Annotated in this window: 18 protein-coding genes; 11 read left to right on the top strand and 7 right to left on the bottom strand. The window is 67.7% G+C overall.

Annotation, left to right across the window (positions count from 1 at the left end):
* Positions 1-8: 8 nt before the first annotated feature.
* On the bottom strand, positions 9-752 hold the full coding sequence (locus AC5P5X_RS03705) for an SDR family oxidoreductase (protein ID WP_062607191.1): 744 nt from the start codon (positions 750-752) through the stop codon (positions 9-11).
* Positions 753-858: 106 nt separating this feature from the next.
* Here AC5P5X_RS03705 and AC5P5X_RS03700 point away from each other — a divergent pair, with 106 nt between their 5' ends.
* Positions 859-1,812 carry a LysR family transcriptional regulator gene (locus AC5P5X_RS03700; protein WP_111189721.1) on the top strand — a complete coding sequence of 318 codons (954 nt, stop codon included), beginning with the start codon at positions 859-861 and terminating at the stop codon, positions 1,810-1,812.
* Between the two features lie 19 nt (positions 1,813-1,831).
* Here AC5P5X_RS03700 and AC5P5X_RS03695 read toward each other — a convergent pair whose 3' ends face one another.
* The 4 genes from AC5P5X_RS03695 to dkgB are packed head-to-tail and all read right to left on the bottom strand — an operon-like array spanning position 1,832 to position 4,872.
* Entirely contained in the window at positions 1,832-2,155 is a 324-nt protein-coding gene (locus AC5P5X_RS03695; RefSeq protein WP_049471694.1) for a MoaF-related domain-containing protein, read from the bottom strand.
* Entirely contained in the window at positions 2,152-3,090 is a 939-nt protein-coding gene (locus tag AC5P5X_RS03690) for a cyclase family protein (protein WP_495215902.1), read from the bottom strand. Before AC5P5X_RS03690 ends, AC5P5X_RS03695 begins: the two co-directional genes overlap by 4 nt.
* 19 nt (positions 3,091-3,109) lie before the next feature.
* Positions 3,110-4,057: a TIGR03571 family LLM class oxidoreductase gene (locus tag AC5P5X_RS03685; protein WP_111189722.1), complete on the bottom strand. Its 948-nt coding sequence runs from the start codon at positions 4,055-4,057 to the stop codon at positions 3,110-3,112.
* 11 nt (positions 4,058-4,068) lie between these two features.
* A complete protein-coding gene (dkgB, locus tag AC5P5X_RS03680) occupies positions 4,069-4,872 on the bottom strand; it encodes a 2,5-didehydrogluconate reductase DkgB (protein WP_012480407.1) in 804 nt (267 codons plus the stop codon).
* A gap of 118 nt (positions 4,873-4,990) precedes the next feature.
* Here dkgB and AC5P5X_RS03675 point away from each other — a divergent pair, with 118 nt between their 5' ends.
* A complete protein-coding gene (locus tag AC5P5X_RS03675; RefSeq protein WP_005413602.1) occupies positions 4,991-5,893 on the top strand; it encodes a LysR family transcriptional regulator in 903 nt (300 codons plus the stop codon).
* Between the two features lie 166 nt (positions 5,894-6,059).
* Here AC5P5X_RS03675 and AC5P5X_RS03670 read toward each other — a convergent pair whose 3' ends face one another.
* Positions 6,060-6,533 carry a MerC domain-containing protein gene (locus tag AC5P5X_RS03670; protein ID WP_044570295.1) on the bottom strand — a complete coding sequence of 158 codons (474 nt, stop codon included), beginning with the start codon at positions 6,531-6,533 and terminating at the stop codon, positions 6,060-6,062.
* A 32-nt stretch (positions 6,534-6,565) separates the two neighbouring features.
* On the opposite strand from AC5P5X_RS03670, the gene AC5P5X_RS03665 reads away from it, so the two are divergent.
* The 8 genes from AC5P5X_RS03665 (at position 6,566) to AC5P5X_RS03630 (ending at position 13,223) form a co-directional block, all read left to right on the top strand.
* The gene (locus AC5P5X_RS03665; RefSeq protein ID WP_111118292.1) at positions 6,566-7,099 is read left to right on the top strand and encodes a ZrgA family zinc uptake protein; all 534 of its coding nucleotides are present in this window, start codon (positions 6,566-6,568) and stop codon (positions 7,097-7,099) included.
* The gene (locus tag AC5P5X_RS03660; RefSeq protein WP_111118291.1) at positions 7,096-7,791 is read left to right on the top strand and encodes an ATP-binding cassette domain-containing protein; all 696 of its coding nucleotides are present in this window, start codon (positions 7,096-7,098) and stop codon (positions 7,789-7,791) included. Before AC5P5X_RS03665 ends, AC5P5X_RS03660 begins: the two co-directional genes overlap by 4 nt.
* Entirely contained in the window at positions 7,784-9,037 is a 1,254-nt protein-coding gene (locus AC5P5X_RS03655; RefSeq protein ID WP_111189723.1) for an ABC transporter permease, read from the top strand. The genes AC5P5X_RS03660 and AC5P5X_RS03655 overlap by 8 nt, the downstream gene beginning before the upstream one ends.
* Positions 9,038-9,039: 2 nt before the next feature.
* A complete protein-coding gene (locus tag AC5P5X_RS03650; protein ID WP_111189724.1) occupies positions 9,040-9,591 on the top strand; it encodes a DUF3299 domain-containing protein in 552 nt (183 codons plus the stop codon).
* Positions 9,581-10,201, top strand: coding sequence for a DUF3299 domain-containing protein (locus AC5P5X_RS03645; protein WP_106548594.1), 621 nt, complete (start codon positions 9,581-9,583; stop codon positions 10,199-10,201). The genes AC5P5X_RS03650 and AC5P5X_RS03645 overlap by 11 nt, the downstream gene beginning before the upstream one ends.
* Positions 10,201-10,947, top strand: coding sequence for a hypothetical protein (locus tag AC5P5X_RS03640; protein WP_111189725.1), 747 nt, complete (start codon positions 10,201-10,203; stop codon positions 10,945-10,947). Before AC5P5X_RS03645 ends, AC5P5X_RS03640 begins: the two co-directional genes overlap by 1 nt.
* A gap of 181 nt (positions 10,948-11,128) precedes the next feature.
* Positions 11,129-12,661, top strand: coding sequence for an MFS transporter (locus AC5P5X_RS03635; protein ID WP_111189726.1), 1,533 nt, complete (start codon positions 11,129-11,131; stop codon positions 12,659-12,661).
* A 4-nt stretch (positions 12,662-12,665) separates the two neighbouring features.
* Entirely contained in the window at positions 12,666-13,223 is a 558-nt protein-coding gene (locus tag AC5P5X_RS03630; protein ID WP_111189727.1) for a TetR/AcrR family transcriptional regulator, read from the top strand.
* Positions 13,224-13,914: 691 nt separating this feature from the next.
* Here the strand turns inward: AC5P5X_RS03630 and AC5P5X_RS03625 are convergent.
* Positions 13,915-14,796, bottom strand: a complete 882-nt coding sequence (locus AC5P5X_RS03625; protein WP_099474072.1) for an AraC family transcriptional regulator — start codon at positions 14,794-14,796, stop codon at positions 13,915-13,917.
* Positions 14,797-14,902: 106 nt separating this feature from the next.
* Here AC5P5X_RS03625 and AC5P5X_RS03620 point away from each other — a divergent pair, with 106 nt between their 5' ends.
* Complete coding sequence (locus tag AC5P5X_RS03620; protein ID WP_043033357.1) at positions 14,903-15,439, top strand: carboxymuconolactone decarboxylase family protein; 537 nt, start codon at positions 14,903-14,905, stop codon at positions 15,437-15,439.
* The last annotated feature ends 102 nt before the right edge of the window (positions 15,440-15,541 follow it).

Genomic DNA, 15,541 nt, shown 5'->3' with positions numbered 1-15,541 from the left:
GCCGCGAACTACACCATCCCGCCATTGGCGCGCAGCACCTGGCCGTTGATCCATCCGCCATCGGCACCGGCCAGGAAGGCAACCGCACCGGCGATGTCCTCCGGCGTACCCAGCCGCTCCAAGGGGTTCATCTTCGCCAGCCGCTCGATCAGTTCCGGCGACTTGCCGTCCAGGAACAGGTCGGTGGCGGTCGGGCCGGGCGCCACTGCATTCACGGTGATGTTGCGCCCGCGCAGCTCCTTGCTGAGGATCGCGCCCATCGTCTCCACCGCCGCCTTGCTGGCGGCATACACGCTGTAGTTCTCCAGCTTGATGCCAACCACGCTGGTGGACAGGGTGATCAGGCGGCCACCGTCGCGCACCCGTCGCGCGCTCTCGCGCAGCACGTTGAAGGCGCCTTTCAGGTTGATCCCGATCACCCTCTCGAACAGGGCGTCGTCGGTATCGGCCAATGGTGCCAGCTGCAACACGCCGGCACTGTTCACCACTACGTCTATACCGCCGAAGCGCGCCTCGATGGCATCGAACAGCTGCCGCACCGCCTGCGGATCGGCGACATCGGCCTGCAGCGCGATGGCCTGCGCGCCGGCCGCGCTGAGTTCGGCCGCCAATGCTTCGGCGTCGTCGCGGCGGCCCGCATAGTTGATCGCGACCGCGTGGCCTTCAGCGGCCAGGCGGCGGGAGATGGCGGCGCCGATGCCACGGGAGCCGCCGGTGACCAGGGCGACAGAGCGGGCGGGGGAGAGGGTCATGGTGGCTTCCACTGGGGCGCGCCGAAGTGGCACAGGGCCATCTTCGCGAGATTGTCCTTTCGAATAATCCTGCATAATCCGTCAACATCATCCGGACAGCCGAACAATGGATCGTTTCACGGCCATGCGCGCCTTCGTCCGTATCGTCGAGCGCCGCAGCTTCACCCGGGCTTCCGAGGACCTGGGCCTGCCGCGGGCCACGGTGACCGACGCGATCAAGGCGCTGGAACAGCGGCTGGGCGTGCGCCTGCTGCACCGGACCACCCGGCTGGTGGTGCCGACCCTGGAAGGCGAGGCCTTCTATGGCCGTTGCCTGCGCCTGATCGCCGACATGGACGATGCCGAGGCTGCGTTCCGTGATGCCCCGCCACGCGGGCCGCTGCGCATTGAAGTGCATGGCACGCTGGGCCGGCACCTGCTGTTTCCGCACCTGCCGGAATTCCTGCAGCGCTACCCGGAGATCGAGCTGGACGTCAGTGAAGGCGACCGCTATGTCGACCTGCTGCGCGAAGGCGTGGATGCGGCGCTGCGGGTGGGGACGCTGGCCGACAGCGATCTGGCGGCGCGCCGGTTGACGATGCTGCGCGAGGTCACGGTGGCCGCGCCGGGTTATGTGCAGGCGCACGGCCTGCCCGATACCATTGAATCGCTGGAGCAAGGCCATCAGATGATCGGCTACCGCTCCAGCGCCACCGGCCAGCTGATCCCCCTGGAGTTCCAGCAGGCGGGACAGGTGCGCTACGTGCCGCTGCAGGCGCGGGTGCGTGTTTCCGGCGCGGATGCATTCCTTGGGGCCGCGTTGGCGGGCCTGGGCATCATCCAGGCACCGCGCTACCGGATGGACCCGTATATCGCGCGCGGGCAGCTGGTCGAGCTGTTGCCTGAGACGCCGCCGACGGCAAGCCCGTTGAGCCTGGTCTACCCGCGCAACCGCACGCCGTCGCCACGCTTGCGGGTGTTCATCGACTGGGTGGCCGGGGTGTTCGAGCAGACCGGGGTTGCCGGCCAGCGGCCGGCACTACCGGAGCGGCACGCGAAGCTGTCCGGCCGCAGGGGGTAGCGCCGGCCGCTGGCCGGCATCACAGTGCTGCCAACGGCCCCTGCATGCGATGGAAACTGCCATCGGTGGCGGTGAACCAGGCCAGTGAACGCCCGCCGACGAAGTCATCGACATGCACGACCGTTGCGCCATCGGCTTCCTGCCACGAAATGGCATAGACCCCTTCGCTGATCTGCTGCCACTCGCAGGCGGCTTCGCCCTGCGCACCGGCATAGGCGCCGGAGACGATGGCGTACTGCACGTGGCGGCCATCGGCGCTGTAGACATTGTCGGCGGCCAGCCCGTCATAGCTGACGCGGAAGCGGCGGCCGGCGAACAACGGCAAGGCGGGGGCAGTGTTCATCGTATCGCCACCGGGTTGATGTTGACCTGGGTCGAGCCGACGTAGAGCGGCTGGCCGAGCACGAACAGGAATTCCCAGGCCTTGTCGCGCACCAGGGCACGGCTGTCGATCAGCTCCAGGTTGTAGATGCCGCGCTTGGCCAGCATGTACTGGTTGATCGGGAACTCCTCGGCACCGTTCGGGTTCGGGTAGACCTCCGAGGCCCAGGTGTCGCCACCGAAGGCGACGATGCCCTGGTCGGCCAGCCACTTCGCGGCCTCCATGCCGATACCCGGCTCCACTTCCAGGAACTGCGTGTTGTCCTTGCCGATCAGTTCCAGCCAACCGGTGTTGAACAGCACCACATCGCCCTTGCGCAGGCTCAGTCCCTGCTTCTTCAGCACGGCCTGGATGTCGGCCACGGTGAACTCGGTGCCGCCGGGCACGATCGCCTTGCCGTAGTACGCGGTCATGTCCAGCACGACGCCGCGGGTGACCATCGGCGGCACCTTCTCGACGCCGAGCTTGCGCACGCCGTCCACGGTGACGAAGTCAGCAGCCTTGTTGCCGTTGTAGTAGACGTTGTCGATGCCGATATGGCCGATGCCGTTGAGCTGGGTGCCAACGCCGGTCCAGGCGTTCACCAGTTCATCGTTGAAGGTCAACTTGTTGGGGCCCAGCGACTTGCCGGCCTGCTGGCCGACCTGCACGTTGTACAGGCGGAAGCTGCGGTGGCGGAACGCGGGCAGGTTCTTGTCCACCGGCACCGCCAGCGGATAGGTCTTGCCGGTCCTGACCAGCGAGACCGCGTGCTTGACCACGTCAGCGGTGAGCAGGTTGGCCGCGCCGATCTCGTCATTGGCGCCGTAGGCAGAGGGATACCACTCCTCGGCGGTGGCCTGGAAGGAAAGCGGCAGGGTGGCCAGCGCAAGCGCGGCCAGGGTCTTCATCTTCATGGCAAAGCTCCGGTAACTGTCAGGCCGTCGCGGTGGCGCCGGCATGGGCCGGGAAGTGCGGCAGCACGTACTCGGCGATTTCGTGGAAGGTCTCGGCCAACGGCCGTTCGTTGCGGCGGAACTGCAGGCCGATGTGGTCGACACCGGCCGCCTGCATGGCGTGCAGCTCGGCCAGCAGGGCGTTGCGGCCGCCACGCAGGCCGAAGCGCCAGCGCTGCAGGGGGGCATCGGCATCGGCCACCAGGTCCAGGTGGATGAAGCTGGCATAGGGCTTGTTGCCGGCCACGGCGCGCCAGGCCGCCACGCGTTGTACATGGTCCTGCGGCGTGCCCGGGTAGGCCAGGCAGCCATCCATGTGCTGGCCGATCCACGCTGGTTGCTGCTGGGCCAGGCCGGCCACGAACAACGGCAGGGCCGGGCCATCGGCGGGCAGTACGTCCAGGCCCTGCGGCAGGTGCGCGGCGGCGCCTTCGCGCAGCAATGCGATCTGCTCGCGGAAACGGCTGCCACGGCTGTCGAAGTCGCGGCCGAACAGCGGGTACTCCACCGGGCGGTCGCCACTGGCCACGCCCAGCAACAGGCGGTCGCCGCTGAGCCGCTGCACGCTGCGCGCCGACTTCAGCGTCAGCAACGGCTCACGGATCGGCAGCACCACCGCACCGGTGCCCAGCAGGATGTCATTGGTGATGCCGGCCAGGTAGCCGAGGTAACTGAATACCTCGAACACCTGCGCCGCATCGCCGAAGGCCGGGTCGTACACCGGCACGTCGCGTACCCACAGCGCACGGAAGCCGAGGCGGTCGGCCAACCGTGCCAGTTCCGCATGGCGCTGCAGGTCCGGTTCACCGGGCAGGCGTCGTGCGGCGCGTCGTGCCTGTTCGCCCAGCGGCGTCCAGTCATTGTCCAGCGGTGCTTCGATGCCGATGCTGAAACCACCGGCCTGCAGCCGCGCCAACGCACTGCCCATGGCCAGGCTCCTCAGTCCCAGGCCGGGGCCAGGCCCGGCGGATCGACTTCGCGGCCGTTGCGGTCAAGTGCAGCGATCGCGGCCATGTCATCGGCATCCAGGTGCAGGTCCTGGGCGAGCAGGTTGCTGGCCAGATTCTCGCGCTTGGTCGAGGACGGAATGACCGAGTAACCCCGCTGCAGCGCCCACGCCAGCGCGACCTGGGCCACGGTGGCCTGGTGCTTGTCGGCGATGGCGGCCAGCACCGGATCCTTCAGTACCTTGCCGTAGGCCAGGGTCATGTAGGAGGTCACGGTGATGCCCTGGTCCTGCAGGAAGGCGGTCAGTGCCGGGTTCTGCAGGTAGGGGCTCAGTTCGATCTGGTTGGTGGCGATCTCGCCGGCACCGACCACCTCGATGGCCTGCCGGGTCAGCTCGATGTTGAAGTTGGACACACCGATCTGGCGGGTCAGGCCCAGCGTCTTGGCTTCGGCCAGCGCGGTCATGTACTCGCGCAGTTCAACGCCATTGCCCGGCGCCGGCCAGTGGATCAGCAGCAGGTCGACGTAGTCGGTGCGCAGCTTCGCCAGGCTGTCGCGCAGGCTCGGGATCAGCTTGTCGGCAGCGTAGTTGTCCACCCAGATCTTGGTGGTCAGGAACAGCTGGTCGCGCGGAACGCCGGATTCGGCGATGGCCTGGCCGACTTCGGCTTCGTTGCCATAGATCTGCGCGGTATCGACCGCACGGTAGCCAACCTCGAGGGCGTTGCGCACCGAGTCGATGACGGTCTGGCCGGTCAGGCGGAAGGTGCCGACGCCAAAGGAAGGAACGCTCATGATGGACTCCAGGGACTTCGTTGAGAGCCGGTGGGCTCGGGGCAGGGCGAAGTGTGGGCGCTTTACATTTGTTGATTAAGCCGTGTATACGGGAAACGCTTTTGCGTCGAGGTAAAAAATGAAAACCACCCTGGATGAGCTGAAGGCCTTCGTGGCCGTGGTCGACAGTGGTTCGATCACGGCGGCGGCCGAGGCGCTGGAACTGACCATCTCCGCCACCAGCCGCACACTGGCGCGGCTGGAGGACAAGCTGCAGACCACGCTGCTGCGACGGACCACGCGACGGCTCGAACTGACCGAGGAAGGCGCGGCGTTCCTGGAGTACGCGCGCACGATCCTGGCCACGGTGGACGAGGCCGAGGAACAGATGGCCGCGCGGCGGCTGCAGCCGGTCGGGCGCCTGCGCGTGGACGCCGCCACGCCGTTCATGCTGCACGTGATCGTGCCGCTGCTTGAGGGGTTCCGTGAGCGCTACCCGCAGGTGGAGCTGGAGCTGAATTCCAATGAAGGCATCACCGACCTGATCGAGAAGCGCACCGACGTAGCATTCCGCATTGGCGTGCTGCGCGATTCGACCCTGCATGCGCGGCCGATCGGCCACAGCCGCATCCGGGTGGTGGCCAGCCCCGAATACCTGCGCCGCCAGGGAACGCCCACGCGCGTGGAGCAGCTGCGTGAGCACGACCTGCTGGGCTTCACGCAGCCCAGTTCGTTGAACGAATGGCCGCTGCAGGATGCCGATGGCGGGCCTTTCGTGATCGAGCCCGCGATCGCTTCATCCAGTGGCGAGACACTGCGGCAGATGGCGGTGGCCGGACTGGGCATCGCCTGCCTGTCTGATTTCCTGACCCGCCAGGACCGGCGTGATGGCCGCCTGGTGCAGCTGTTCGCCAGGCAGACGCAGGAAGTGCGGCAGCCGATCAACGCGGTGTACTACCGCAACACCGCGCTGGCCGCCCGCATCACCTGTTTCGTCGACCACGTGACGCAGACGCTCGGCCAGCGTCCGTTCGACGAATAGAGATCGGTAGAGCCGGCCGCTGGCCGGCTGCCGGGTCCTTGGGGCTGCCGGCCAGCGGCCGGCACTACCAAATGCGTATCACCTGATGCGTGGCCCATGTACGGATGGGTAGAGCCGGCCGCTGGCCGGCTGCCGGGTCCCCGGGGCTGCCGACCCGCGGCCGGTGTCAGCGGGTGCGCAGCGCGCGCCGGTTGCCGATGTGCGCGCATGCCAGCAGCACGCCACCGCTGGCTGTCGCCACGCCATGCCAGAGCAGCGATTCCTTCAGCGGCAGATACAGCGAGGCCGACAGCAGCAGGATGGCGCCGGCGCAGGCCAGCCGCACCGGCCGCCAGCGCCCGTGCCGGTGCACCCCGGCCGAGGTACTCGCCAAGGCCAGCGACGAGGCCAGCAGCGCGAACAGCCATTCCCAGCGCGACATCATCAACAGCAATGTCATCGCGCCATGGCCGGGATGCTGGAACGAGCGCAGCGCCATCATCGCGGCCGGCACGAAGGCCAGCAGCAGGGGCAGGGCGATGCAATGGGCGGCGCAGGCCATGGACAGCCAAGCACCGGCAAGATCGAAGCGGGGGTGCCAGCGTGCCGAAGTTGGCGGCTGGGCCAGGGCCCTTGCGGGCGTCGTGGGGATGTGGTCCATAATGTTACATAGTAACAATTGGAGCCTCCCCCATGAAGCGTTCTGCTGCTCTTTTCCTGCTGCTGGCTGCCAGTGCCGCGCAGGCCCATGACATCCGCCAGCACGCACCGCACGTGCACGGCCAGGCGACCGTCGATGTTGCGCTTGACCAGCAGACGCTGGAATTCGCCCTGCAGGCCCCCGGTATCGGCATCCTCGATTACGAGCGACCGCCGGCCAATGCAGCCGAGCAGGCCGCGCTGGCACGGGCTACGACAGTGCTGAAGGGCGGCAGCTGGGTCACCTTGCCCACCGCTGCGGGCTGCCGTCTGGCCACCGGTAAAGCCGATGCAGAGGGCTTCGACGCGACGGCCACCGCGCCGCCGCCGGGACAGCACCGGCACGCAGGGTTCAGCGCAACGCTGCAGTACCACTGTGCCAAACCTGCCGCGCTGCGCGCCATCGTCGTGCGCCTGCCCGTACTATTCCCCGGCCTGCACGAAGTCATCGTCAACAGCGCAACCGCCAATGGCCAGAACCGCAGCGTGCTGACGCCCGACAACCTGCGCGTGGTGCTGGCACCGTGAGCGCGGCACCGGTGATCTCGCTGGAAGACGTGCAGTTCGGCTACGGCATGCAGCGGGTGCTGGACATCCCGCGGTTATGGATCGAGCAGGGCAGCAGCGTGCTGCTGCGCGGGTTCAGTGGCGGTGGCAAGAGCACGTTGCTGGGCCTGCTGGCGGGCGTGCTGCTGCCCGGCAAGGGCCGTGTCGAGGTGGCCGGCCACGCGCTGCAGGCGATGCGCGGTGCCGCGCGGGACCGCTTCCGCGCCGACCACCTGGGCGTGATCTTCCAGCAGTTCAACCTGCTGCCGTTCCTCAGCGTGCGCGACAACATCGCGCTGGGCCTGCGCTTTTCGCGCCTGCGCAGCGCGCGCATCAGTGGGCCGCTGGATGCCGAGATCGCCCGCCTGCTGCAGGCCCTGCAGCTGGATCCGGCGCTGATGCAGCGGCGCGCAGGCACGCTCAGTGTTGGCCAGCAGCAACGCGTGGCGGCGGCACGCGCCCTGATCGGCCGCCCGGCGTTGCTGCTGGCCGATGAGCCGACCTCGGCGCTCGACCGCGACGCGGCGACCGCGTTCCTGAAGCTGATGTCGGCGCAGTGCGAGGCGGCCGGCACCACGGTGCTGGTGGTCAGCCATGACGACAGCCTGCAGCCGTTGTTCGACCGCACGATTGCCCTGTCTCAGATCAACCAGGCAGGTGCCGGCCATGCTTGAGCTTGCCTGGGCCAGCCTGCGCAGCCGTGCGTTGAGCGTGGGCCTGACCGTGCTGGTCATCACCCTCAGCGTGGTGCTGTTGCTGGGCGTCGAGCGCGTGCGCACGCAGGCACACGAAGGCTTCGCCAGCACGGTGTCGGGCACCGACCTGATCGTCGGTGCGCGTTCGGGGCCGGTGAACCTGCTGCTGTACTCGGTGTTCCATATCGGTGACCCGACCAACAACGTGTCCTGGCAGTCCTACCAGGAGCTGTCCGCGTTGCCGCAGGTGAAGTGGGCGGTGCCACTTTCGCTGGGCGATTCCTGGCGCGGCTACCGCGTGGTCGGTACCAGCGATGGCTATTTCGAGCACTACCGCTACGGCGCCGGGCACGCGCTTGCGTTCGCGGACGGACGGCCGTTCGATGATCTGTATGACGTGGTGATCGGTGCCGAGGTGGCGCGCGCGCAGAAGGTCGGCCTCGGTGACCAGATCGTGCTGGCACACGGCACCGGCGCGGTCACGCTGGCCACGCATGCCGACAAGCCATTCCGTGTTGCCGGCATCCTGCAGCGCACCGGCACGCCGGTGGATTCGTCGCTGCTGGTTTCGCTGCCGGCGATCGAAGCGATCCATGTCGACTGGCGATCGGGCGTGCAGCTGCGCAGCCAGCGCGTCAGCGCCGAGCAGGCGCGCCACCTGGACCTGACTCCGACCAGCATCACCGCCTTCATGCTCGGCCTGAATTCGCGCATCGCCACGTTCTCGGTACAGCGCAGGATCAACGAGTATCCGGACGAGGCGATGCTGGCGATCCTGCCCGGCGTGACCCTGCAGCAGCTGTGGCAGTCGCTGGGCACCGCCGAGCGGGCGTTGCAGCTGATCAGTGCGATGGTGGTACTGCTGGGCATGGTCTCCCTGGTGGCGCTGCTGGTCTCGACCCTGCAGGAGCGGCGGCGTGAGATGGCCATCCTGCGTGCCACCGGTGCGCGGCCGGGTTACATCGCCGGCCTGCTGGTGGTCGAGGCGGTGGCGACCAGTGCCGTGGCCGGCCTGCTGGCCCTGTCACTGCTGGTGGCCGCCAGCAGTGCCGGTCGCGGCTGGGTGCTGGCCACCTTCGGCCTGTCGATCACCCATGTCTGGCCGGATGGCCGCGAACTGGCATGGGTTGCGGGCGTGCTGCTGATCAGCGCCGTGGCCGGGCTCGTGCCGGCATGGCTGGCCTACCGGCGCACCGTGGCCGATGGCCTTTCACCGGGAGGCTGAGCATGCGTTGGATGCTGTGGTTGCCGATGGTGCTGGCACTGACCGCCTGTGAGCAGCCGGTGGATACCGGCGTGCAGGCCTTGCCGCCCTCGCCGGTGGTCGATCGCGGTGATCCTGCAGACGCTGCAGAGCAGGAGCTGGATTGGCTACAGATGATGCCGAGGGACGAGCTGGCCGCGCTGGAGCGGGGCGAGGGCCCGGAAGTGGAGCACAACGGCAACCGGCGCATGCCGCAGTTCGGCACCTTCCGCACGGTGGATTCGGTACTGCAGCGTCCGGTGCGCCTGCCAGGCTACGTGGTACCCCTGGCGAACGCGCAGGACGGACGACTGACTGAATTCCTGTTCGTGCCGTACTACGGCGCCTGCATCCACGTGCCACCACCGCCACCGAACCAGATCGTGCACGTGGTGCTGCCACGCCCGATCGAGATGCCGGACATGTACTCGCCGTTCTTCCTGGCCGGCACCCTGCACGCCGAACGGCTGGAAGACGATCTGGCCGGTTCGGCCTACACCATGCGTGACGCACAGCTGAGGCCCTATGAACCGTAGCCACCTGCTGCTCATGCTGGGATGCCTGTGGTTGGCGGGCTGCACGTCGCCGGGCAGCGACACCGTTGCGGTCGCGCCGCAGGACACACCGGCATCCTCGGCCATGGCCGAAGCGCCCGTCGACCGCTGGGATGCACTGCGGCCCGACGAAATCACCTACCAGCGCCCGCCGCCGCAGATCGGCCTGTCACGCAATGGCATGGACGGCGTGGGCGGCCTGATCGACGACACTGGCTCCGGCACGCCACCGGGGCAGGAGATCGACCATTCCAGCCCTGATCGCGCCAAGCAGTTCGGCTCCTCGCGTGTGGTCGATGCCGTAGACGGCCGCGCCGTGGACCTGGACGGCTACGTGGTACCGCTCGGCACCAACGATGCAGGCCTGGTCGATGAACTGCTGTTCGTACCGTTCTATGGGGCGTGCATCCACGTGCCGCCACCACCACCGAACCAGATCATCCACGTGACCCTGGCCACGCCGATCGCGCTGGGCGACCTCTGGGATCCATACCGGCTTGCCGGGCGTCTGCAGGTGAAGCGTTTCGATGCGGATATCGCCAGCGCGTCCTACGATGCGGCAGCGGCCACGCTCACGGCGATCCACAACTGATGCGCAGGCGCTGGATCATTGCTGCCGGGGGGCTGCTGGCGGCGGTCGCGCTGCTGGTGTGGTGGCAACGGCAGTCTGCACCCACCGCGCCGCCGGCGGTGGCGTTTCCGGCACCAGCGCCGGATGCCAGCCAGCGCATCGAACAGTACCTGGGCGACGACCATGCGTTCCGCAACGACGTGCTGTTCCTGCTCGCGGCAACTCTGCGTGATCGCTGCCAGCCGGCGCAGGCGGGATTGCTGGCGCGCATGGCCAATCGTGCCTCACTGCCGGTGCTGGCGGCGGTCAGCGCGGTGACCCAGCAGGATCCATCGCTGAACCGGCCGATCTACCAGTACATCCAGCATCGCGCCGATGCCACGCAGTGCGGCCAGCCGCTGCAGATGCCGTTGGGCGGTGGACGCAGCATGGCGGTGGACATCGAGCAGTACGCGCGTACCTTCCCCGACAGCTATTTCGACCCGCAGCGCAGCAGCGAGCCACGCGATTTCGGTGGGCTGTCGTTGCAGCAGCGCGCCGGCAACGCCTGCAACAGCGTGGTGTACTCGGTGCTGCCGCTGGGTGGTTCCGACTGGCGTTGCAGCAGCCTGCGGGCAAATGCACGTTCGCGGGTGCGCGGGGTATGCGAAGACGAACTGCGGCGCCAGCATGGGGGGACTGGTGGGGAGCTGGACATGGCCGTGGGGCAGGGCATGCAGGGGGCCGTGGTATCGGCGATCGCCGCGTTGCCGGAAGACTGCCGGTAGACGTTCACCAGTAGAGCCCGGCCACCGCAGGCCCGTTTCAGTAGAGCCAGGCCATGCCTGGCTGGAGGTTCAACCGAGCAAGCCAGCCTCTACAAAAGCTGAATCGGTTGGCTCCCAAGGCCATAACTATACAGGACATCCTGTATAGTTATGGCCTTACTTCACCCCATCAGGTTGTCCCATGGCTCTGTCCCAGCCCTTGGCCGGTGCTCCGGCCCTGTCGCGTGCCCGTCGCTGGGCACTGTTGTTCACCGTCGCTGCCGGCCTGTTGCTGGTCACGCTGGACAACTCCGTGCTCTACACCGCACTGCCCACGCTGACCGAGGAACTCTCGGCCAGTGCCGGGCAGGCGCTGTGGATCATCAATGCCTATCCGCTGGTGATGGCCGGTCTGCTGCTGGGCGCCGGCACGCTGGGCGACCGCATCGGCCACCGCCGCATGTTCCTGATCGGCCTTGTGGTGTTCGGCATTGCCTCGCTGGCGGCGGCCTTCGCTGGAACTGCAGCGCAGTTGATTGCCGCGCGCGCGTTCCTCGCGGTCGGTGCGGCAGCAATGATGCCGGCCACGCTGGCGCTGATCGGCCTGAGCTTCCATGAGGAGCGCGAGCGCAACATCGCCATTGCGATCTGGGGCTCGGTGGCCATCGTCGGTGCGGCGCTTGGCCCGATCATCGGCGGCTGGTTGCTGCAGCACTTCTGGTGGGGCTCGGTGTTCCTGATCAACGTGCCGGTGGTCGTGGTCGCATTCGTGGCCACGCTGCTGCTGGCGCCGGAAGGCCAGCGCGATACCTCGCGGCCCTGGGATCTTGTCTCTTCGCTGCTGGCATTGGCCGCACTTTCCGGCCTCGTGCTGGCGATCAAGTCGCTGATCGCCACGCCGCCGTCGTATGGACTGGGCGCTGCTGCGCTGCTGTTGGCCGTGGTGACCGGCGCGGCGTTCGCTCGCCGCCAGCAACAGCTGCCGTACCCGCTGCTGGACTTCGCGATCTTCCGCAACCCGGCGTTCCTGGCCGGCACGTTGTCGGCGGTGTTCACCCTGTTCGCGATGGCCGGCCTGCAGCTGGTCACCACCCAGCGCTTCCAGCTGGTGGCGGGCTTTACGCCGCTGCAGGCGGGGCTGCTGGTATCGGTGGCAGCGCTGGGCAGCCTGCCCAGTGCGCTGCTGGGCGGCAGCATCCTGCATCGGGTCGGACTGCGTCCGTTGATCTGCGGCGGCCTGGCTGCGGGCGCGCTGGGTGTCGGCGTGGTGGCGTTCGGCTTCCCGCACGGGCTCGGCTGGGTCGTGGCGGGCATGGCGATCACCGGTTTCGGCATGGGTTCGGCCATCTCGGTGGCGTCCACCGCCATCCTCAACAATGTGCCGGCACATCGGGCAGGCATGGCCTCGTCGGTGGAAGAAGTGTCCTACGAGTTCGGCGGCCTGCTGGCGGTGGCGATGCTGGGCAGCCTGAGCGCGGCGATGTACAGCGCATTCCTGCCGGTCTCGGCCGATATGCCCGCGCTGGCCCGCGAAGGCTTCACCCAGGCGCTGCATGCCGCGCGCGAGAGCGGGCAGGGCGAGTGGTTCGTGCTGGCTGCGGCCGCGTATGACCGCGGCTACCAGATCGTGCTGCTGGTGATCACTGCGATGCTGGCGCTGGGCGCGGCGATCATCGCGCGCCTGCTGCGCGGCCGCGTCGGCAGCCGCGAGGGCGCGGCCGATCGCGTAAAATGAAGCGATGAGAACCAGCAAGCGCGATCGCATCCTCGACGCCGCCGTCAACGTGATCAATCGTGACGGCGTGCGCGCGGTGACCTTCGAGTCGGTGGCGGCCGAGGCCCAGCTGACACGGGGTGGCCTGCTGTATCACTTCCCGTCGCGCGAGGCGCTGCTGCGGGGCATCGACGAACACCTGGTGCATGCCTGGGAGACGTCGATGGAAGCGTTGCTGGGCAAGACCGCCGAGCAGGCCACTGCGTTGGAGCGTTACCAGACCTTCGTGCGTGTCTCGGCGCAGAGTGCCACCCGTGCCGAGCTGATGTTCATGCTCGAGTCGGCCGACCCGGACGCCGATGAGCGTCCGTGGGGGCCGGCGGTACGTCGCTGGGCACCATCCGCACCGGAGGCCGGGAATGTCGATGCGACGACGCTCGACAATTTCGTGGCGCGGCTGGCCGCCGATGGCCTGTGGATCTACGAGGCAATGTACGAAGGCCAGCTGGACGAAGGCGTGCGCGCCCGTGTTGCCGAGCGCATCGCCGGGTTGTTGGCGAAGTCTGACGGAACCTCCAGTTGAGCGGCCAGCCGGCGCGCAGACATCGCCCGTGGTAGAGCCGACCGTTAGTCGGCTGCCCTTCGGTCAGGCCACGAAAATGCCGCTTCGGTAGAGTCGACTGTCAGTCGACTGCTCTTCGGTCAGACAACGAAAACCCCGCGCTTCGCGCGTTAGTCGACTGACAGTCGACTCTACCCCTCGCGCGTCTGCCCAGCCTGGCCCCCAACCGCTCGCGGAACGCCTTCGACAGCGAGAATGACGCAACGTCCAGTTGCGCGGCCCGCCGGCGCGCAGACATCGCCCGTGGTAGAGCCGACCGCTGGTCGGCTGCCCTTCGGTCAGGCCACGAAAATGCGCTTCGGTAGAGTCGACTGTTAGTCGACTGCTCTTCAATCAGACAACCAAAACCCCGCGCTTCGCGCGATAGTCGACTGACAGTCGACTCTACCCCTCGCGCGTCTGCCCAGCCTGGCCCCCAGCCGCTTGCGGAACGCCTTCGACAGCGAGAATGACGGAACGTCCAGTTGAGCGGCCAACCGGCGCGCAGACATCGCCCGTGGTAGAGCCGACCGCTGGTCGGCTGCCCTTCGGTCAGGCCACGAAAATGCGCTTCGGTAGAGTCGACTGTCAGTCGACTGCTCTTCGGTCAGACAACGAAAACCCCGCGCTTCGCGCGACAGTCGACTGACAGTCGACTCTACCCCTCGCGCGTCTACCCAGCCTGCGCGGCGCTCGCGACCAGCCACGCCCTCGGCGACGCTCCCAGCCGCTTGCGGAACGCCTTCGACAGGGAGGCGGTATCGGCAAACCCCAGCTCGATCGCCACTTGCTTGACCGCCACGCCTGCCCGCAGCTGCGCGCAGGCCAGGCTCAGCCGCCAGTCCAGCAGATAAGCGGCCGGCGTCGCCTGCATCACCTCCTTGAACACGGCCGCGAACGCGCTGCGCGACATTCCGGCAGTCGCAGCCATGCGCGGCAGCGTCCATTCGTCCTGCGGCGCCTGCTGCATCGCCACCAGCGTACGGGCCAGCCGCGCATCGGACAGCCCGCGCATCAGCCCATGGCTGACGCCCGCCGCATCCGGGTGGTCCACCACCCAGCGCAGGATCTGGATCAGCGCCACCTCGAACAGGCGGTTGGTCAGCAGCCGTGAACCGCAGCGCTGGCGATCGGCCTCGGCGAACAGCAGGTGCAGGGTGTCATCCAGTTCGCCGATCGCCGCCAGCGGCACCACCATCACCGGTGGCAGCGACTGCACGATCGGATTGCGCGCGCCGCCATCGAAGTCCAGCGTGGCGCAGGTGAAATCCGGGCCATCCAACGGTGCGTTGAAGAACACATGGTGCAGCGGCTGCGGATACAGCAGCAGGCTGGGTGTGTCGATCTTCAACCGGGGCAGCGCGATATCGCCCCCGGGATGACGGACCTCCATTTCACCCTGGCGCAGGATGTGCAGGAAGGCACGACCGGGCTGCGGCTCGAAGACGTGGCGCCCGCACAGCGGACCACTGTGGAACAGCGCGGCCTGCACCCGGAAGCGTTCCAGCAGGGAGGAGAGGCGGTCGGGTGCGGAAGCGTCGGCGGACAGGTTCATGGATGAATGGACAACATATGTGGTTTATTGAGCCTGATTCGTCCGGCGAGTCTACCTAGGATGAGCGGGTCGTCCAATTCCGGGCGCTTTCCCAAGGAGATCCACCATGTCCCGTGTCCCCCTGATCGATGCCGCCAATACCACCGCCGACCGTCAGGCCCTGCTGGGCCAGGTCCACGCCGCCTTCGGCGCCACCCCGGCCATGTTCCGTGCCGTAGCCAACTCGCCGGCCGCCCTGCAGAGCATGTGGGGTGCGTTCGGCGCGCTGGGCGACGGTCGACTGTCGCCGCTGCTGGGCGAGCAGATCGCCGTGGCCATCGCCAACCGCAACGCCTGCGAGTACTGCCTGGCCGCGCACACCGCGCTGGGCCGCAAGGCCGGTGCCAGCAGCGAGCAGATGGCCGCCGCGCAGATCGGCCAGTCCAGCGATCCGGCCACCTCGGCGGCATTGGACTTCGCGCTGAAGGTGGTCGAGCAGCGTGCGCAGATTGCCGATGGCGATGTGCAGGCGTTGCGTGCGGCTGGCTTCGATGATGAGCAGATCGTTGAGATCCTCGCCCACGTCGCGCTCAACCTGTTCACCAACTACGTCAACGTAGCGTTTGACGTGCCGGTGGACTTCCCGAAGGTCGCGCTGCGCTGAGATCTGGCCTGGCCCGGGTGGCAGTGGTCGCCCGGGCCGGTCTGAATGGAGCCGACCGGGTAGAGTCGACTGTCAGTCGACTATCGCGCGCAGCGCGGGGTT

The organism is Stenotrophomonas sp. YJH_SMC_91 (assembly GCF_059368495.1).
Note: the sequence above shows the minus strand (reverse complement) of the source record. Positions and strands in the feature narration are given on the sequence as shown.